The following is a 19,242-nucleotide window of genomic DNA, read 5'->3' as shown; positions in this document are numbered from 1 at the left end:
GGCTAACCGGCCAGTTGGCGGTGAAGCTGACCCAGCCGGGTGATAACCGAAGCGTCAAGCACTTCGTCACCCACCTGGACGCGGATTCCACCGATCAGTTCAGAATCAACGGTGAGGTTGATCTTGAGCTCGCGACCGTACAGGGAATTAAGCCCTGACTGGAGGCGGGCGAACTGCGTTTCCGTCAAAGGACGGGTGACGCTGACCGTTGCAATCCAGCGCTGCTGCCGCTTGGCTGCCAGCTCGGCGAACCGGGCCACCAACAGGGTCGGCTTGATGCCGCGGGGCTGGGAAACCGCCTGCGCGATGAGGACGTTTGCTTCCTCGCTTGCGCCGGGATTCAGCTTCCTCGCCAACCCGGTCTTCGCTGCAGCACTGGCCTGCGGCTCAGACAGAGCACGTTGTACCTCGTGGTTGGAGGCAACGGCCTGGTTGAAGGAGAACAGATCGTTCTCCAGCTCTTCCAGCCCAGAGATTCCGGAGGCAGAAACGGCCGACTTGTTTTCAGCAACGGCGATAACCACCGTTGCGGCAAGCGTCTCGAGTGCATCGCCGATATCTCGGGCCGATGCCCAGCGTGAACTGGCCAGTCCGCCCGCGATGTCCGCAGCCTCAGCGGAGACTTTTCCGCCAACCAGCTGCCTGACAAGCGCCGACTTTTCGTCACCGGTGCGGGACGGGTCAGTCAGGGCGCGGCGCAAGCCAGCCGAGCTGTCCACCGTTCCCAGGATTCCGAAGAGTTCCTTAGCCAACTGTAGCGAGGCCAACGGAAGTTTTGCTTCCAGTTGGGTCAGCGCCGTGGTCAGCGATTCGCTCGATACACCTGACATTACTTAGCTGCACCTGCGTTCTGGTTCTCCAGATCTGCCAGGAAGCGGTCAACCACACGGGCGGAACGCTCGTCATCGTTGAGTGCTTCGCCAACGATGCGGCCTGCCAGCGTGGTAGCCAGCGTGCCTACCTCGGAGCGCAGGGACACAACAGCGGCCTGGCGCTCCGATTCGATCTGCACATGTGCCTGGGCCGTGATGCGGGCAGACTCAGAGGCAGCCTTTTCCTTCAGATCCGCAAGGATCTGGGCGCCTTCAGCACGGGCTTCCTCGCGGATCCGGTTGGCCTCGGCACGGGCATCGGTCAGCTGCTGCTTGTACTCTTCGAGTGCTGCAGAAGCCTCTGCCTGCGCCTTTTCTGCCTTGGCAATGCCACCTTCAATGGCCTCGGCACGCTCTGCAAACGTCTTCTCGAACATCGGGACAACGAACTTGACCACGATGTACATGAGGACAGCAAAGCCGACGAAGACGACGCCCATTTCCCAGACGTTGGGAACGAGCGGGTTGGTCGCCTCGGCGCCTTCCACGGCGGCTGAGATGATCGTTTGATACATAATTCACCCGTCCTTATCTACTCGGTTCTGGATGTTCGCTTGGTTCTGAAGTCAGACTAGAGAACGAAAGCGAAGACCAGGCCGAGGATGGCGAGGGCTTCAGTCAGCGCGAGGCCAAGGAATGCGATCGGCTGCAGGACGCGCTGGGCTTCCGGCTGACGTGCTACGCCATTGATGTAAGCGGCGAACACGAGACCAACACCGATACCACCGCCGATTGCGGAGAGACCGTAGCCGATGAGGTTGAGGGAGCCGTTAATGGAGCCTTCCATTTTTCTTCCTTTCAAGATGCCACCCGTGTGGCAGGTTGTTTGGTTTGCTTCATCCCCGTGAGGGGAAGTTTGTGGGTGCCTAATGGCTGTCCGCGTGCAGCGCGCCTTCGATGTAGATGGCGGTCAGCAGCGTGAAGACATAAGCCTGGAGGGCCATGATCAGTGCTTCCAGCATGTACATGGCTACTGCGCCGGCGATGACCAGCAGTGAGGTTCCCTTGAGCAGGATGTTCTCCTGCATGACGAGAAACTCAATGCCCGAACCGGCGATCATGACGATCAGGTGGCCGGCCAGCATGGTGGCAAACAGACGGAGGCTGTGCGTGACGGGCCGGACCAGGAAGTTCGAGATGATCTCGATCGGGATGATGAGCGGGAGAATATAGACCGGTACACCGGAGGGTACCGTGGCCAGCTTGAAGTACTTCAGGCCGTTCTTCTTGATGCCGATGCCAATCCACGTGACGTACACAATGCCCGCCAGGACATAGGCGCCGCCGACGTGCGAGAAGCTCGGCAGCTGAATCACGGGAATGGCGCCGTAAATGTTGTTTACGAGGATGAAGAAGAAGAGGCTGAACAACAGCGGCACATACTTCATAAAGTCTTTGCCACCGATAATGTCCTTGGCGATGCTGTTACGCACAAAGCCATAGGCCATTTCACCAGCGAACTGGAGCTTGCCGGGAACAAGCTGCTGCTTCCGTGCAGCTAGCAGAAAGAATGTGGCGATAATGACGACCGACAGGATTACGAGCAGCATCTGCTTGGAGAATCCGTCAGCCACCCCCCACGGCAGGATTGCCGGCAGGTGCATTTCTTCAATTCCAGGAGGATTGAACTCTCCTGAATCTTGGGCCGGGAGCGCAAGCGCGATCAACGCGTTTCCTCTCTGCAGTGTCCATCATTGGGCGTTGGTCGAGGACCCGCGGATTTGTGCTCCGCAGCTCCCCCTGTGAAATTATTTGGCATTTGTGTTTCCGTCCGCGGACGGGCCGCTGTCTGCTCTGCTCTTACCGGCCGTGGTTCTGGAACTGGTAAGGCCATGCATGTGGGAAAGATAGAAACCCCCGAGTGCTCCAAGCAGAGCGCCTGCGAGCACGATCCAGCGGGTTCCCCACAGATTATCCAGACCCCACCCTATCAAACTCCAGACGATGATTCCGCCAATAATGTAGCTAAAGACGGCCATTCCGGCGTTGTATCCGCCGTCGTTGTTTTCGGCCGACACCCCCATCGTGGGAGCAGCGTTCTTGGGCGCGGAAGAGCCGTTTTCGGCGGGTCGTTTCCGATCAGACATCGTTCGGCTCCTTGGGCTCGGGGTCGTTGTAAATCTGCAGGCGTGCCGTGCTGAAGCCATAGATTTCGGCGGCCTGCCAGAAGACAACAGTGGCAACGGCACCAATAAGGAACCATTGCGCGTGAAGCCAGGCAGGCGCTCCGATCACAAACAGGACAACTGCGAAACCCACGACCTTGACAAAATACGTGGCCACGAACATTCCGATAGCACCTGAGGGGTTGTTGCGCCCCATGAAGTGGCCCACCAGAAGACTGATAGCGAAGAAGAGCATCACCAGGATGCCGCCCAAAGTACTGGACAGGACGCCGCTGGGGCCGTTCAGGATCCCAGCCGGGATGCCCGCCAGGATCACTGCGCCAGCACCGCCAGCTGAACTGAGTGCGAGGAGGCGGAGCCAGAGGGAACGGGTTGGACCGGAGACTCCAGCGGATCCGTTGCCGGACGGATGTCCGGAGTCGGCGTTGGAGGTCACAAGATCCCAATCGTCGGCGCCCTGGGGCTGGGTGGAGGGCAGCTTTGGCTGCACCTGAATTCTACACGAGATAGAAATAAATCCGAACGCGGTTACGCGGTGGACTCGTCGCTCCCCCGGCGCAGGTACGGCCAGGCCGTCACCAAGCCCATCACCAACGTTGCGAAGATGTCTACCGCCAGCACCACCTGCCACGGGAACACGGCAAAAGCCAGGCCGCCGAACGACAGCACCGCTGTCCACAAGTAGAGCAGGATCACTGCGGTCCGGTGCGAGTACCCGATGTCCAGCAGCTTGTGGTGGAGGTGTCCCCGGTCGGCGGACCAGGGTGATCGCCCTCGGGCTGTCCTGCGCACTACGGCGAGGCCCAGGTCAAGCAACGGCAGGAACAGTACGGCGAAGGGCAGCAGGATGGGTATGACGGTGGAGATACCATTTGCCCGGTCATACAGCCCGGACGTGATCTGGCCGGTGGAGACAATACCGGCGGAGGCCATCAGCAGCCCAATCAACATGGCACCGGAGTCACCCATGAAGATTTTCGACGGAAACCAGTTGTGCGGCACGAAGCCGATGCAACCGCCCACCACGACTGCGGTTAGGAGCGTCGCGAGATCGGATTTGTCTAGCACATCTGAGTTCCGGTGCACCCAATAGGCTGTCAGGAAGAACGCGGTTCCGCCGATGATCGCCACGCCGGCGGCCAGCCCGTCGAGGCCGTCAATAAAGTTGAAGGCGTTCATGGTGGTGACGATGAGCCCGGCTGTCAGCACCACTCGAAGCATCTCGTTCTCAAGGAAGATCGGCTCCGGAACCCACGGCACAATCGTCATCTGGACTCCCCAGATCGCCACCACCAGGGCTGCAGCGCTCTGGCCGATGAGTTTCACCCACCAACGGATGTCCAGGAGGTCGTCCGCGATCCCCACGAGCACGATCAGCGCCGCGCCCGCCAATACGCCCCACGGCGAGAAGTTGTTCCGGTAGATGTCCTTGACGAAGAAGGACTGGCTGGCCACGAGGAGGGCCACCAGTACGCCGAGGAAGATGGCAACCCCGCCCAGCCGGGACACCGGCGTCGTGTGCATGTCACGGCTGCGGATGGGAGCGTGGAGTTCAAGCCGGTGCCCGATGACGCGGGCACCCCAAGTGGCTCCGTAGGACACGACGGCAGCCGTCAGCCCCATAAGCAGGTACATAATCATGCGATAGCGGCCGTTTCGTCGGTGTTCGGCGCAACCCGGCGGGTGCGCTCAGGCATGGACAGCGGCCCGAACAGGTGGTCCTCGATCGATGGGCTCACTGGCGGGGAATCTGACTTTCGATAAATGAAACTTCTCCGTCGCCGGGCACGCAGCAGGCAGTGCTTGGTGCCTTACAGGGCTGTATTACAGTGGACTCTAGTCAAGATACTAGCGCCAACGGCTCCATGGCCTCGCGCCACACTGGCGCATTGCGAGCGGGGAATCCCCTGAAGGCCATGCTGAAAGGAATCCCCATGACCGTCCGCGTTGCAGTTGCCGCCGTGACATTTAACCGTCATAAAGAGCTGTCCGTCCTGCTGGACGCCATTAATGCGCAGTCCGCGGCAGTGGACACCATCTGCCTTGTTGACAGCGGCACGGACCCCGCACGCGATGTTGCCGTGCGGCACACAAATGTTGACTACGTCCGTTCCGAAGCGAACCTCGGCGGGGCAGGCGGCTTTGCCCTCGCCGCGCTGAAGGCGGTGGCCAGCGGTGCCAAATGGGTCTGGATGATGGACGACGACGCCGAGCCGACAGATCCCGAGTGCCTCGCCACGCTGCTGCGTGAGGCTGAGGCACGCGACCTTGAAGCCGTGGTCCCGCTGGTGGTTGCCCCGGGCCATCCCGACCGGCTGTCCTTTTTCTTCCGGCTGGATGGGAAAGTCACCCACGACCGGGCCGAACTGGAAAAAGTAGGTTTCCTGCCCAACGACGGACACTTCTTTAACGGTGCCCTGATCAGGTCCGACGTGTTTTTCAAGGTGGGCCTGCCGGACATGCGGCTCTTTATCCGCGGCGACGAAGTGGACTTCACCATCCGCCTCCGCAAGGCTGGTATTAGGTTCGGCACAGTGACCACCACCGCCATCACCCACCCGCATGCGTTTTCCGAGACGCAGCATGTGTTTGGTGCACGCTGGCATGTGATTGTGCCGGATTCGGCGTTCAAGCGTTACTACTACTACCGCAACCGCGGGTACCTGATCCGCCGCTATTTCCGGGTCAAGTCGCTGGTGGCCGACGTCGGCGGCTATCTTGGCTATTTTGCGAAGCGCCGTGACCTGCCTGGACTGCTAGCCTGGGCACGGTCGTTTACGAAAGGACTGCGTGCTAAAGGCTTCGCGCCGCTTGAGGACCAGGAGTTCTAGGACACGCGGCGCAGCCGGCGCCGGACAAGGAGCCAGAGGAGTACCCACGGCTCGCCGAAAACGCGGTACGCAACCCTGCGCGGATGCAGCAGCAGGCGCCACGCCCACTCCAGCCCGAGCCTTCCCAGCCAGCGCGGTGCCAGTTTTTGCACGCCCGCCAGCTGCTCGATGGCGCCGCCCACCGTGCAGTAGATGGCCGGCGGGAGCATATCCAGGCGGCGCTGCAGCACTGATTCCTGGAGTGGCATGCCCAGCCCGAGCAGGACGAGCTGGGGTTGCTGCTCAACGAGCCAGCCCAGCGCGGCGGTTTCGACGTCGTCGTTCCAGCCTTCGCCAGGGAACCCTGTCACGCTGGCGGCCGGGGCAATGCCCTGGAGCCGTGTGACCGCTTTGGCGTTGGCTTCCGTGCCGGCGCCGACCACGGCGATCCGTTCAAGGCCGTCCACCCGGCCCAGGGACGGTAGCCAGTCGGTCGAGCCCAGCCGGTACTCCATCAGCGGGCTGACAGCGTTTCCCGTCCTGCCCCACAACCACAGCACCGGTGTACCGTCCAGGAGCACCACGTCGCTGTTCTCGTACAGAGAGCGGAATCCTGCGCCGGAATGGGTCAGCGTCACGCTGTGCAGGTTATGTCCGACGACGGTGCGCAGGGTCCCGTCGTCGACAAACCCGGAGAGCACCTCAACCAGTCCGTCCACCGTCAGCGGCGTGGCGTCCACGCCCAGGACAGGGATGTGCTGGCGTGCCAGGCTCACCGGTCAGTCTCCCGGACCGGTGCGGCCGGCCCGTCGACAGTTTTTTCAGCGGCAGGTCCATCAGATGCGTCCCATTCGGCGTCAGATTCGACCGCTGGTTCTACTTCTTCAGCGGCTGATTCGGCCGGCAGAGCGAATGGTTCAGATTCTTCCTCGGGCTCAGCCATCGGGATCTCACCCAGGCCCAAGACGCCCGGAACGTGCTCCCGGAGCTGCTCCAGGGACACGGCGCCGTTGCGCACCACTCGCAGGAGCGGACCGGTGGCGTCCACAATCGTAGAGGGCACGGCGTCAGTTCCTTCCACCGGCCGGAAACCGCCTTCGAGGTAGACCTCCACGGACTCCGCGAGCTGGGCTCGTGCCTCAGCGGCGGTCTGCGCCGGCGGCTGGCCGGTCCGGTTCGCGGAGGACACAGCCAGCGGACCCGTCAGTGTCAGTAGTTCCTGGGCAACTTCGTCGGCGGGCATGCGCAGGGCCACTGTTCCCTGGGTCTCGCCCAGGTCCCAGTCCAGTGACGGCTGGGCGTGCAGGATCAGGGTCAGGCCCCCCGGCCAAAACGCCTCGGCGAGTTTGCGGGCATCAGCGGAAATATCCGTGGCCAGCCCGTCCAGGGCATTGATTCGGGGAATCAGAACCGGCGGCGGCATGGTGCGGCTGCGTCCTTTGGAGGCCAACAGCATGGTGACGGCCTGCGGCGAAAAGGCATCGGCGGCAATCCCGTAGACCGTGTCTGTGGGGAACACCACGCACTTCTTCTCGCTGATGGCACGCTGGGCATGCTCCAGGCCAAGGGCGCGCTGATCCTCTGACGTGCAGTTGTAGGTTGTGGTCACTGGCCTATTCTTTCATCACTCGTGGTGCGGACCGGCAAGGACAGCGCTGGTGGCGCGTTCTTTGCCGTTGAGGTCCAAGTGCGTGGTGATCTCCGACCAGACACCCGTCCGCTGCATCATGCCGGCGATCCAGCCGGCCTGGACTTCCGCGTGTTCCATTACGAAGTAGCCGCCGGGAACCAGCAGCCGGGCAGCCGAGGCGGCCGCCGCCGTCGGAAGCTCCATGCCGTCCGCTCCCCCGCCGTACAGGGCTTCGGGAGGATCGTGCAGGGCAACTTCGGGTTCATTCGGGATGGCTTCGGCGGGAATATAGGGCGGGTTGGAGATTACGACGTCGAAGGTTCCGTTAAGTTCCGGCAGCGCGTCGCGGAGGTCCCCCAGGATCAGCTTGACGCCCAGCGGCGCCAGGTTCGTGGCTGCCCACGCGTGCGCGAACGGGCTGTACTCCACGGCGTGGACTTCGGCGCCGGGCACTTCGTGGGCGATGGAGCCGGCAATCGCGCCCGAGCCCGTGCCCAGGTCGACAATCCGCGGGTGCACCATGCCCTGGACGTGGTCGATGACCAGTTGCACCACGGACTCTGTTTCCGGCCGGGGGATAAAAACGCCGGGCCCGACCGCAAGCTCCAGATACCGGAAGTGAGCCACGCCGGTGATGTGCTGCAGCGGGATCCGCTGGGCGCGTTCAGCAACAAGTTCAGCATAGCCATCGGGCGCTGGAGTGTCCCCCAGCATCATCGCCCGGAGCCTGCCGAGTCCCACGCCGAGCAGGTGGTCCGCCAGAAGTTCCGCGTCGATGCGGGGGCTGGGGACCCCTGCGTCCAGGAGGATCGCCGTGGCCTCGCTAACGGCAGCCGCGAGGGACTGCTCCGACCCGAGTGTCATGGCGCCCGGGCTAGTCGCCGATGGCGTCCAGGCGTGCCTGTTCGTCCATCTCGATGGCGGACTGGATGACCGGTTCCAGGTCACCGTTCATGACCTGGTCCAGGTTGTATGCCTTATAGCCGGTGCGGTGGTCCGCTATCCGGTTTTCCGGGTAGTTGTACGTGCGGATGCGCTCGGAACGGTCCATGGTGCGGATCTGGGACTTACGCTGGGCCGAGTTCTCGGCGTCGATGATTTCCTGCTGGTGCGCAAGGATTCGGGCACGGAGCACGCGCATGCCTGCTTCGCGGTTCTGCAGCTGGGATTTCTCGTTCTGCATGGCCACCACGATGCCGGTGGGGAGGTGGGTGATACGGACAGCGGAGTCTGTGGTGTTCACGGACTGGCCACCGGGACCCGAAGAGCGGTAGACGTCGATCTTGAGATCGTTCTGGTTGATGTCCAGCTCTTCGGGCTCATCGACCTCGGGGAGGACCAGGACACCGGCGGCAGAGGTGTGGATGCGGCCTTGGGATTCCGTGACGGGCACACGCTGAACACGGTGGACGCCGCCTTCGAACTTGAGCCGTGCGTAGACACCTTCGGCGGGATCGTTCGAGCTGCCCTTGACGGCCATCTGGACGTCCTTGTAGCCACCGAGATCGGATTCGTTGGCTGAGATGAGTTCAGTCTTCCAGCCGCGGGATTCCGCGTACCGTGTGTACATCCGCAGGAGGTCGCCGGCGAACAGTGCGGCTTCGTCGCCACCTTCACCGCCCTTGACCTCGAGGATCACGTTGCGGGCGTCGTCAGGGTCCCGCGGGATGAGGAGCCTGCGCAGCTTCGCGGAAGCCTGCTCCAGCGCTGCCTCCAGCACGGGAACTTCGGCAGCAAATTCAGGGTCCTCCGAGGCCATTTCCTTGGCCGCGGCGAGGTCGTCCTCCAGGGCATGCCACTTGTTGTATGCCTCCACGATGCCATTGAGCTGCGCGGACCGCCGCCCCAGCTTCCGGGCCAGCCGCTGGTCAGCATAAACAGCAGGGTCACCAAGCTGCGCCTGGATAGCATCATGCTCATCAAGCAGGCCCTGTACGGACTCAAACATTTCAAAACCTCTTTCGACTTTTACAAGTCTAGTTTCATGGGACTTAACGACGAACCGCCCAAAATATGCCGGCCATCAGGCCGGCATATTTTGAGCGGTGAGCGCAGCTACTTGTCGTTATCCGACTTCGCACCAAGCGTTGTCTTCTGGACCTGCATGAGGAACTCGACGTTGCTCCCGGTCTCCCGGATCTTGTTGGTCAGCAGTTCAAGGCTCTGCTGCGTTTCGAGTCCGGAAAGGACGCGGCGCAGCTTCCACATGATCTTGACTTCCTCGGGGGAAAGCAGGTTCTCTTCGCGGCGTGTGCCGGACGCGTTGACATCCACAGCCGGGAAGATGCGCTTGTCCGCCAGCTGGCGGGAAAGGCGGAGCTCCATGTTGCCGGTGCCCTTGAACTCTTCGAAGATGACCTCGTCCATCTTGGAACCGGTCTCCACGAGAGCGGTTGCCAGGATGGTCAGCGAGCCGCCGTTTTCGATGTTGCGGGCTGCACCGAAGAAACGCTTCGGCGGGTACAGCGCGGCGGAGTCGACACCACCGGACAGGATTCGGCCGGAGGCCGGTGCTGCCAGGTTGTAGGCGCGGCCCAGGCGGGTCATGGAGTCCAGGAGGACCACCACGTCCATGCCCATTTCCACGAGGCGCTTGGCGCGTTCGATGGAGAGCTCGGCAACGGTGGTGTGGTCATCGGCGGGACGGTCGAAGGTAGAAGCAATGACCTCACCCTTGACCGTGCGCTGCATGTCCGTGACTTCTTCGGGACGCTCGTCAACGAGCACCATCATGAGGTGGACTTCAGGATTATTGATGGTGATGGCGTTGGCGATGGACTGCAGGATGAGCGTCTTGCCGGCCTTCGGCGGGGAGACGATCAGACCGCGCTGGCCCTTGCCGATCGGGGCAACCAGGTCGATGACGCGGGGGCCGATCTTCTTGGGATCCGTCTCGAGGCGCAGGCGCTCGGACGGGTACAGCGGAACCAGCTTGGCGAATTCGACGCGGTCCTTGAGCTCTTCCGGCGTCTTTCCGTTGACGGACGTGACACGGACCAGGGCGTTGAACTTCTGGCGTGCGGTCTGCTGGCTCCGGTCTTCGCCTTCGCGCGGAGCACGAATGGCACCGACGCAGGCGTCGCCCTTGCGCAAGTTGTATTTCTTGACCTGCGCCAGCGAGACGTAGACGTCGTTCGGGCCCGGCAGGTAGCCGGATGTGCGGATGAACGCGTAGTTCTCCAGCACGTCCAGGATGCCGGCGACGGGCAGCAAGACGTCGTCCTCAGTGACCTCGACGTCGTCGACGTCCGGTCCCTGGGTGCGTCCCCGACGGCGGTCGTTCCGGTCGCGGAAACGGTCGTTACGGTCGTTGCGGGAGTTGTCCCGGCTGTCCTGGCCGCCACCGGAGCGATCATTGCGATCGTTCCGGTCCCTGCGGTTGCGGCGGTTCCGGCGGCTTCCGCCGTCAGTGTCGTCGCCATCGCGAGCGTTGTCGCGCGTGTTGTCGCGGTTGTCATCGCGGCGGGCACCATCACGCTGGCCGGCGTCGCGGCTGCCTGCGTTGTCGCGGCCACCATCGGTGGTCTCGCGGGCGCTGGTGTCTCGAGACGTGCTCTCGCGGGCAGGGGTTTCACGGGCGGGGGTGTCCCGGGCTGCGGTGTCCCGGGCTGCGGTGTCGCGGGCGGTGGTGTCGCGGGCGCCACGGGTGCGGCCGCTCTCACGGCGCTCAGCACGCTGGCCGTCGCCTGCTTCGGCGGCCTGGGAATCGGAACGCTGTGTTTCGGCGCGGTCAGCCTGGCGCTGTTCAGCGGCGGGCTGACCGGCCGGAGCCTCAGTTTCTTCCGGCTGCGTTGACGCGGCTGCCGCATCGCCGCGGCGGCGGTTGCGGGTACGCGGCTGGCGGCGTTCCCCTTCAGCGGCGGCCTCAACGGGCGCCGACGCCGGAGCCTCAGCGGGTGCAGCGGCCGGAGCTTCGGTGGCAGCTGCCGCGGCGGGTGCCGTAACTACTCCGTCGCTGACAGCGCGGCGGCTGCGTCCACGGCCGCGTGCACGGGTCCCCTCAGCGGCCGGAGCCTCCGAGGTTTCGCTTGCGGCAGCCACCGGTGCGGCAGCAGCCGGCGCCACGTGGTTTTCGGTCGCCTTTTCGGCAGCCTTGGCCGGAGCCTTGCTGACTGACGTGCCTGCACGATGGGCGGAAATGGCGGTCACCAGATCCCCCTTACGCATGCGGGATCCACCGGAAATCCCCAGCTGGCTGGCAAGTGCCTGCAACTGGGCGAGCTTAAGGCCGGCGAGGCCACTGCTCTTGGCGGGTGCGGCCGTTGACGATCCGGCAGCAGAAGTTGATGGTTCCACAGCTGAAGACAGCTCAGTGGTTTCGGTCACGAAGGATCCTTCCCCCTCGACGGCGTCCAGACTGGGAGCTGGACGCGATGATTTTGATCTGGGCTGCAGTTCAGATCTGCAGCCGACATTTTCGGTCTTGCCGGTTGGATTTCGGCCAACAGGGCCGGATACTGATTCACCTCACGCACCGATTAATGGCGGGGCGCCGGACTGACGGTTCAGGGGCAGACAATTCAGCTGCAGATTCCTGCGACAGACCAAGCAGGCGGCACCGGAAAATATTTCGCAGTAGGAGATCACTAACAACTGAATGCAGCTGCCGATCAGATAGGCCGGATTACCGCCGGTGCAAGTCCACCTTAGCACCTTCGACGTCCACTGCCAGCTTCAGGACGCGCCAGCCGATACCCGGCGTGTTCGCCTCAGTAAAGGACTCAATAAACCCAAGCACCTCGGCGGCTTCGGCCTCGCCGTCCGCGAGAACCAGAACTGTAGGCCCGGCCCCTGAAACCACTGCGGCGTGGCCTGCACTGCGCAGCGCCCTGATGAGGGCGGCGCTGGGGCGCATGGCCTCGGCCCGGTAGCTCTGGTGGAGGTAGTCCTCGGTACCGGCGAGCAGGAACTCCGGCTTCCGAGTCAGCGCGTGGATGAGCAGCGCAGCCCGGCCGGAGTTCATCGCCGCGGCGTGGTGGCCCACGGACGCCGGCAGCAGCGCGCGGGCCGCTTCGGTGGACAGTTCAAAGTCAGGAACTGCGACGATGGGAATGACCGAACCAACAACGGTGGCGCAGGTGCTCCTGTACTGGTCACTGTCCTGCCATGATAGCGCCAATCCGCCGAAAATCGCCGGTGCGACGTTGTCCGGGTGGCCTTCCATCTCGCTGGTGAGCTGCAGGATCCAGTCCCGCCCTCGCTGCCCCGCCGCCGGCGCCATGGCGTTGGCGGCGGATACTGCGGCCACCACGGCCGAGGCTGACGACCCCAGGCCACGGCCGTGCGGATTGACGTTCGTCGCCGTAATTTTTAGCCCGCCGTGACGGTAGCCCAGCCGCGAGAAAGCGGCCTCCATGGCCCGGACCACGAGGTGGCTCCCGTCGCGCGGCAGGCTGTCCGCTCCCTCGCCGCTGAGCGCGAACAGGAGCTCATCGGTTTCGAGGCTTTCCACTGTCAGGGTGTCGTGCAGTGCCATGGCGAGGCCCAGGCTGTCGTAACCCGGTCCGAGGTTGGCGCTGGTGGCCGGGACTCTGACGGTGACGCGCTGTCCTGCCTCAATGACGGGCAGGTCAACGGCGGTGGTCGAGGTGGTTTCCAAGGCTACTTTTCTTCCAGTCCCAGTTCAGCTGCGACTGTCACGACGTCGTTGGAGACCTTGACGGGCTGCACTTCACTGCCGTCCTCGGTCCGGAGGGCCCACTGGGGGTCCTTGAGTCCGTGGCCGGTAACGGTGATGACGATCGTTTTGCCGGTAGGAACTTCACCGGCTGAATGCTTCTTGAGCAGGCCGGCCACACCGGCGGCGGACCCGGGCTCCACAAAAACGCCTTCGCGGGCGGACAGCCAGCGGTGGGCATCGAGGATCTGCTCGTCAGTGACGGCGTCGATGAATCCGCCTGACTCGTCGCGGGCCGCGATGGCACCGTCCCAGGATGCCGGGTTGCCGATCCGGATGGCAGTGGCAATGGTGTCCGGCTCCGTGATCGGGTGCCCCGCGACAAACGGTGCCGCGCCGGCTGCCTGGAAGCCCCACATCTGGGGGGTTTTGGTGGACACGGCGGGCAGGGTTCCGGCTGTTTCGGATTCGAACGGAGCCGAGTATTCCTTGTAGCCCTTCCAGTACGCGGTGATGTTACCGGCGTTACCGACGGGAAGGACGTGGATATCCGGAGCATCGCCGAGCGAATCGACAATCTCAAACGCGCCCGTCTTCTGGCCCTGGATGCGGGCGGGGTTCACGGAGTTGACCAGGAACACCGGGTAGGACTCCCCCAGCTTCCGTGCAATGTCCAGGCAGTTATCGAAGTTGCCGTCCACCTGGAGCAGCGTGGCGCCGTGCGCGATGGCCTGGCTCAGCTTACCCATGGAGATCTTGCCTTCGGGGACCAGCACCGCGCATTTCAGTCCCGCTGCCGTGGCGTAGGCCGCGGCAGAAGCTGAGGTGTTGCCGGTGGACGCGCACACGACTGCCTTTGCACCGGACGCAACAGCGGCCGTCATGGCCATGGTCATGCCGCGGTCCTTGAAGGAACCGGTGGGGTTCATCCCCTCGACCTTCAGGTACACGGTGGAACCCGTGAGCTCGGAGAGCTTCTGCGCGTGGACCAGCGGAGTGCCGCCCTCGCCCAGCGTGATGACCCGGGTGGACTCCGTGACAGGCAGACGGTCAGCGTATTCGCGGATAACGCCGCGCCATTGGTGAGCCACTTAGACTCCTTCTACCCGCAGAACGGATGTTACTGAATTGATGACGTCCAGGCCTTTGACGGCCTCGACGGTGGCTGCGAGGGCAGCCTCTGATGCGCGGTGCGTAACGATCCGCAGTTCGGCCGACTCCACGTTGGACTCTGCGTCCCGGTGGATGGTCTGCCGCATGATTTCGATGGACACGCCTTGCTCCGCAAAGAGCTGGGCGATCCGGGCCAGCACGCCGGGCTGGTCAGCCACATCCAGGCCGATGTAGTAGCTTGTCATGACCGCGTCGATGGGCAGCGCCGGGACGTGGCCCGTGGTGGTCTCCGTGCGGCCGGGACCACCCAGCACAATGCGGCGGGCGGCCGAAACGAGGTCACCCAGCACGGCCGATGCCGTCGGAGTTCCGCCTGCACCCTGTCCGTAGAACATCAGCTCGCCGGCGTTCTCCGCCTCAATAAAGACGGCGTTGAACGCGCCGCGAACCGCGGCCAGCGGGTGCTCGCGCGGCAGCAGCGTGGGGTGCACGCGCACGGAGACGCCTTCTCCGCCGTCGGCATCGGTGAGCTTTTCGGCGATGGCCAGCAGTTTGATGACAAAACCGGCGTCCTTGGCCGCGGCGATGTCCGCGGCGCTAACGGAGGTGATGCCTTCACAGTGGACGTTCTCCAGGGCAAAGCGGGTGTGGAAGGACAGCGAGGCCAGGATGGCGGCCTTGGCTGCGGCGTCGTGGCCTTCGACGTCTGCGGTAGGGTCAGCTTCCGCGTAACCGAGGCGCTGGGCTTCGGCGAGGGCGTCCGCGAACTGGGCGCCGGTGGAGTCCATCTGGTCCAGGATGAAGTTAGTGGTGCCATTGACAATGCCCAGCACGCGGGTGATGCGGTCGCCGGCCAGGCTGTCCCGGATGGGGCGCAGGATGGGGATCGCACCGGCCACGGCGGCTTCGTAGGACAGCTGCACGCCGGCCTTGTCCGCCTCTTCGTAGAGGGTGGGGCCGTCCTGGGCGAGCAGGGCCTTGTTGCCGGTGACAACACAGGCGCCGTTGCGCAGCGCGGAGAGGATCAGCGTGCGGGCAGGCTCGATCCCTCCCATGAGCTCAATCACCAGGTCGGCGTCCTTGACCAAGGTGTCGGCGTCGGTGGTGAAGAGGTCCTGGGGCAGGTCCACATCCCGCTTGGCATTGACGTTGCGTACCGCGATGCCGCTGAGCTGCAGGCGCGCGCCGGTACGGGCGGCAAGGGCGTCGGCGTCCTCAATGAGAATCCGCGCAACCTGGGCCCCTACGTTGCCACAGCCCAGCAGGGCTACCTTCAGGGTTCGCAATTCAGTCATTCGGCACTCCCATGTCGCGGTTAAGCAGATCTTCTTCGGTTTCCCCGCGGACAATCAGCCGGGCAGATCCGCCGCGCACCGCGACAACGCCCGGCCGGGCCAGATAGTTGTAGTTGCTTGACAGGGCCCAGCAGTAGGCGCCGGTCCCCGGTACAGCAAGCAGATCACCGGCTGCCACGTCCTCGGGCAGATATACATCTCTAACAACTATGTCGCCGCTCTCGCAATGTTTGCCCACCACGCGGGACAGCTGCGGAGCCGCGGCCGACGTGCGCGAGGCCAGAATCGCCGAATAATCCGCGTCGTAGAGCACCGGGCGGGCGTTATCGCTCATACCGCCGTCCACTGACACATACCGGCGGGGATGCGTAACGTTCTCCTGGGCTGCGTCGCCGGCCGGGGCATCCACCCGCACGGTTTTCAGGGTGCCCACCTCGTACAACGTAAAGGTTGTGCTGCCAACAATCGCACGTCCGGGTTCGATGGAAATCCGGGGTGACGCGATCCCCAGCTCAGCACACGTGGAACGCACGACGGCGGCCATCGCCTGCGCGATCTCGGCTGCGGGGCGGGGGGTGTCCACCGGGGTGTAGGCAATGCCGTAGCCGCCGCCAAGGTCCAGCTCGGGCATAACGATGGCGTACTTTTCCTGCATGGCCGCGTGGAAACGCAGGAGCTTCTGCGCCGCGAGCTCGAAGCCGTCCGGCTCGAAGATCTGCGAGCCGATGTGGCAGTGCAGGCCCAGCAGTTCGATGCCGGCGTAGCCCGTGGCTGCCGCCACGGCTTCCTCCGCTGCTGACAGTCCGGCCTGCTCCGTGGAATCGCCGGCCATGGAGAGGCCGAACTTCTGGTCCTCGTGGGCGGTGGCGATGAACTCGTGGGTATGCGCGTGCACGCCCGGCGTCAGGCGCAGCATGACCTTGGCGATGTCGCCGCGGCCCGAGGCGATCTTGGCCACCCGATCCAGCTCGTCGAGGCTGTCCACCACGATGCGGCCCAGCTTCATGTCCAGCGCACGGTTAATCTCGGCGTCGGATTTGTTGTTGCCGTGCAGGCCCAGGTTTTCGCCCATGATGCCGGCCCGGGCGGCCACCGCGAGCTCGCCGCCGGAACAGGTGTCCAGCCGGAGTCCTTCGTCCGCCACCCAGGCAGCCACTGCGGTGCACAGGAAGGACTTGCCCGCGTAGTAGACGTCCACTCCCCCGCAGATGTCAGCAAACGCGGCGTCAAAGGCGTCCTTGAAGGAGCGGGCGCGGGCCCGGAAATCGGTCTCACTCATCACAAAGAGCGGCGTGCCGAATTGTGCCTTGAGCTCGCTGACAGCAATGCCATCGATGGCGAGCTCACCGGCGTCGTTCTTCTGCACATCCTGCGCCCACATTGGTTCGTGGAGCGCGTTCAGGTCCGCGGGAACGGCGAGCCATTCAGGCGCCAGCGGGGACGCGGGGTTGGTGTCCTGCGCTGGCTTGCCCTGTGCTGAAATTTCCTCTGCAGGCATGGGTCTTACATCCGTTCCGGCGCGGAAACGCCAAGAAGGTCAAGGCCGTTGGCCAGCACCTGGCTGGTGGCGTCGTTCAGCCACAGGCGCGTCCGGTTAACGTCGGTCACCGGTTCGTCACCCATGGGTGCGATGCGGCAGGCGTCGTACCAGCGGTGGTACGCGCCGGCGATGACCTCAAGATGGCGGGCCACGCGGTGCGGCTCACGCAGCTCCGCTGCCTTGGCCACGATGGACGGGTAGCTGCCCAAGTAGGAGAGCAGTTCGTTTTCCGTGGCATGATCCAGCAGCGAGGCCTCGAAGGCGCTCCGGTCCACGCCTGCAGCCACGGCGTTGCGGGCCGCGCCGCGGGTACGCGCATGGGCGTACTGGACGTAGAAGACCGGGTTCTCGTTGCTGTGCTTCTTCAGCAGGTCAGGATCCAGGGTGAGTGGGGAATCCGCAGGGAAACGGGCCAGGGAGTACCGCACGGCGTCCTTGCCCAGCCAGTCGATGAGATCCTTGAGCTCGATGATGTTACCGGCCCGTTTGGACAGCTTGGCGCCATTGACAGAGACCAGCTGGCCGATCAGCACCTCGATGTTCACGTCGGGATCATCGCCGGCACAGGCAGCGATGGCCTTAAGCCGGTTGATGTAGCCGTGGTGGTCGGCGCCGAGGAGGTAGATTTTCTCGGTGAAGCCACGGTCCTTTTTGGACAAGTAGTAAGCGGCGTCCGCGGCAAAGTAGGTGGGTTCGCCGTTCGCGCGGATCATCACGCGGTCCTTGTCGTCGCCGAAGTCGGTGGTGCGCAACCAGACCGCACCGCCGTCGTCGAACACGTGGCCCTGCTCGCGAAGGCGGGCCACGGCACTTTCGATCGCGCCGGCGTCGTGCAGTTCCTGCTCCGAGAAGTAGACGTCGAAGGCAACGCCAAAATCGGCGAGCGTGTCCTTGATGTCCTTCAGCTGGGCCTTGTAGGCGGCAGCGCGGATGACGGGGAGGGCGGCGACTTCGGTGAGCTCGCGGATATCGGGGTGCGCGCTCAGAACGTCGTGGCCGAGGTCTGCAATGTACTGGCCCGGGTAGCCGCCCTCCGGCACCGGAAGTCCGTGCAGCCTGGAATAAACAGAGTTCGCGAACACATTCATCTGCGAACCGGCGTCGTTGATGTAGTACTCGGCGGTGACCTCCGCGCCTGAAGCACGCAGAACGCGGGCGATGGCGTCACCCAAGGCGGCCCAGCGGGTGTGGCCGATGTGCAGCGGACCGGTGGGGTTCGCCGACACAAATTCCATGTTCACCACGTGGCCGGCGAGCGTGGTGGTGGTGCCGTAGTCCCGGCCGGCTTCCACAATGGCCTTCGCCAGGGCACCCGCGGCGGCCGCGTCCACCGTGATGTTCAGGAAGCCGGGGCCGGCGATATCGACAGCAGAGACGCCGTCGATGGACTTCAACCGGGCGCTGAGGATGGTGGCGAATTCACGCGGGTTGGTGCCGGCCTGCTTGGAAAGCTGGAGGGCTATATTGGTGGCCCAGTCTCCGTGCTCCCGGTTCTTCGGTCGCTCCACGCGCACCTCATCAGGGACAGCTGATGCAGAAAGCGCGATTTCGCCAGCGGCGACGGCGTCTTTCAGGCAGGCGGATATGGCGAGGGAGAGTTCTTCGGGAGTCACCCCTCTAGCCTACCGGCGGCTGCCACATGGACGAATTTCGGGATGGTGCGTGACTGTTTTTCCTCACAGCGGAAGCACTGCTAATACGCAGGGTGAACCAATACGATGAATCAGACGTTGAGTACACCATAAGCACCCAGCCCACGAAACGAGCCCCAATATGAGTCCGTCAGTCCGCAAGAGTGTTTTCGTCGGCATCGCCGGCCTGTCCCTCGCCGGAACAGTGGCGGGCTGCGCGCCGTCGGCCACACCCGCCTCAACATCCGAGAACACCTCCGGGGCATCCACCGCCCCTTCCGGCACAGCATCAACGACGGCCAGCAGCGGCTCGTCCTATGTAGACGGCACCTACAGTGCCGACGGCACCTATGTGTCCCCCAATGGCACCGAAACCGTCGGGGTTGAGCTGACGCTCGCCTCCGGTACGGTCACCGCCGTGAACATCACCCAGCACCCTTCGAGCCCGAACACGCGGAAATTCCAGGGCGAGTTCGCCGGCGGGATCGCGGCGCAGGTTGTGGGCAAGAGCATCGATGAACTCAAGGTCTCCAAGGTGGCCGGGTCCTCGCTCACCAGCGGCGGCTTCAACCAGGCGCTGGACAAGATCAAGGCCGAGGCCCAGTAGG

At 63.9% G+C, this 19,242-nt stretch carries 19 protein-coding genes; 2 read left to right on the top strand and 17 right to left on the bottom strand.

The genetic code is table 11. The features are described from left to right. Positions 1–2: 2 nt before the first annotated feature. The 7 genes from QK290_RS01300 to QK290_RS01270 all read right to left on the bottom strand — a co-directional run bounded on the left by QK290_RS01300 (position 3) and on the right by QK290_RS01270 (position 4,639). Positions 3–830 (bottom strand): F0F1 ATP synthase subunit delta, encoded by an 828-nt coding sequence (locus QK290_RS01300; protein ID WP_282328948.1) that lies wholly within the window; start codon positions 828–830, stop codon positions 3–5. Further along, on the bottom strand, positions 830–1,387 hold the full coding sequence (locus QK290_RS01295) for a F0F1 ATP synthase subunit B (RefSeq protein ID WP_282328947.1): 558 nt from the start codon (positions 1,385–1,387) through the stop codon (positions 830–832). The genes QK290_RS01300 and QK290_RS01295 overlap by 1 nt, the downstream gene beginning before the upstream one ends. Positions 1,388–1,443: 56 nt before the next feature. After that, positions 1,444–1,659, bottom strand: coding sequence for an ATP synthase F0 subunit C (gene atpE / locus QK290_RS01290; RefSeq protein ID WP_282328946.1), 216 nt, complete (start codon positions 1,657–1,659; stop codon positions 1,444–1,446). Between the two features lie 79 nt (positions 1,660–1,738). Next, a complete protein-coding gene (gene atpB, locus QK290_RS01285; RefSeq protein ID WP_282328945.1) occupies positions 1,739–2,539 on the bottom strand; it encodes a F0F1 ATP synthase subunit A in 801 nt (266 codons plus the stop codon). 81 nt (positions 2,540–2,620) lie between these two features. Further along, the gene (locus QK290_RS01280; protein ID WP_282329072.1) at positions 2,621–2,896 is read right to left on the bottom strand and encodes a hypothetical protein; all 276 of its coding nucleotides are present in this window, start codon (positions 2,894–2,896) and stop codon (positions 2,621–2,623) included. A 55-nt stretch (positions 2,897–2,951) separates the two neighbouring features. Further along, entirely contained in the window at positions 2,952–3,434 is a 483-nt protein-coding gene (locus tag QK290_RS01275; protein WP_282329071.1) for a hypothetical protein, read from the bottom strand. Positions 3,435–3,526: 92 nt separating this feature from the next. Further along, the gene (locus QK290_RS01270; protein WP_282328944.1) at positions 3,527–4,639 is read right to left on the bottom strand and encodes an MraY family glycosyltransferase; all 1,113 of its coding nucleotides are present in this window, start codon (positions 4,637–4,639) and stop codon (positions 3,527–3,529) included. 293 nt (positions 4,640–4,932) lie between these two features. On the opposite strand from QK290_RS01270, the gene QK290_RS01265 reads away from it, so the two are divergent. Continuing rightward, the gene (locus tag QK290_RS01265) at positions 4,933–5,829 is read left to right on the top strand and encodes a glycosyltransferase (protein ID WP_282328943.1); all 897 of its coding nucleotides are present in this window, start codon (positions 4,933–4,935) and stop codon (positions 5,827–5,829) included. On the opposite strand, the gene QK290_RS01260 is transcribed toward QK290_RS01265, so the two are convergent. From QK290_RS01260 to argS, 10 genes are all read right to left on the bottom strand, one after another. Beyond that, positions 5,826–6,584 (bottom strand): WecB/TagA/CpsF family glycosyltransferase, encoded by a 759-nt coding sequence (locus QK290_RS01260; RefSeq protein WP_282328942.1) that lies wholly within the window; start codon positions 6,582–6,584, stop codon positions 5,826–5,828. The two genes, QK290_RS01265 and QK290_RS01260, sit on opposite strands and share 4 nt — an antisense overlap. After that, positions 6,581–7,417, bottom strand: coding sequence for an L-threonylcarbamoyladenylate synthase (locus QK290_RS01255; protein ID WP_282328941.1), 837 nt, complete (start codon positions 7,415–7,417; stop codon positions 6,581–6,583). The genes QK290_RS01260 and QK290_RS01255 overlap by 4 nt, the downstream gene beginning before the upstream one ends. A gap of 15 nt (positions 7,418–7,432) precedes the next feature. Further along, entirely contained in the window at positions 7,433–8,302 is an 870-nt protein-coding gene (gene prmC / locus QK290_RS01250) for a peptide chain release factor N(5)-glutamine methyltransferase (RefSeq protein WP_193342326.1), read from the bottom strand. Between the two features lie 10 nt (positions 8,303–8,312). Next, positions 8,313–9,386, bottom strand: a complete 1,074-nt coding sequence (prfA, locus tag QK290_RS01245; RefSeq protein WP_193342325.1) for a peptide chain release factor 1 — start codon at positions 9,384–9,386, stop codon at positions 8,313–8,315. Positions 9,387–9,493: 107 nt separating this feature from the next. Next, positions 9,494–11,764, bottom strand: coding sequence for a transcription termination factor Rho (gene rho / locus QK290_RS01240; RefSeq protein ID WP_282328940.1), 2,271 nt, complete (start codon positions 11,762–11,764; stop codon positions 9,494–9,496). Between the two features lie 298 nt (positions 11,765–12,062). After that, positions 12,063–13,037, bottom strand: a complete 975-nt coding sequence (gene thrB / locus QK290_RS01235; protein ID WP_282328939.1) for a homoserine kinase — start codon at positions 13,035–13,037, stop codon at positions 12,063–12,065. 2 nt (positions 13,038–13,039) lie between these two features. Next, positions 13,040–14,146, bottom strand: a complete 1,107-nt coding sequence (thrC, locus tag QK290_RS01230; protein ID WP_282328938.1) for a threonine synthase — start codon at positions 14,144–14,146, stop codon at positions 13,040–13,042. Further along, the gene (locus QK290_RS01225; protein ID WP_282328937.1) at positions 14,147–15,463 is read right to left on the bottom strand and encodes a homoserine dehydrogenase; all 1,317 of its coding nucleotides are present in this window, start codon (positions 15,461–15,463) and stop codon (positions 14,147–14,149) included. Beyond that, positions 15,456–16,961 (bottom strand): diaminopimelate decarboxylase, encoded by a 1,506-nt coding sequence (gene lysA / locus QK290_RS01220; protein ID WP_282328936.1) that lies wholly within the window; start codon positions 16,959–16,961, stop codon positions 15,456–15,458. The genes QK290_RS01225 and lysA overlap by 8 nt, the downstream gene beginning before the upstream one ends. 5 nt (positions 16,962–16,966) lie before the next feature. After that, positions 16,967–18,616 carry an arginine--tRNA ligase gene (gene argS, locus QK290_RS01215; RefSeq protein ID WP_282328935.1) on the bottom strand — a complete coding sequence of 550 codons (1,650 nt, stop codon included), beginning with the start codon at positions 18,614–18,616 and terminating at the stop codon, positions 16,967–16,969. Between the two features lie 160 nt (positions 18,617–18,776). On the opposite strand from argS, the gene QK290_RS01210 reads away from it, so the two are divergent. Further along, positions 18,777–19,241: an FMN-binding protein gene (locus QK290_RS01210; RefSeq protein WP_282328934.1), complete on the top strand. Its 465-nt coding sequence runs from the start codon at positions 18,777–18,779 to the stop codon at positions 19,239–19,241. Position 19,242 lies beyond the last annotated feature (1 nt).

This window comes from Pseudarthrobacter sp. AL07, from assembly GCF_029960665.1.
Classification (GTDB): domain Bacteria; phylum Actinomycetota; class Actinomycetes; order Actinomycetales; family Micrococcaceae; genus Arthrobacter.
Note: the sequence above shows the minus strand (reverse complement) of the source record. Positions and strands in the feature narration are given on the sequence as shown.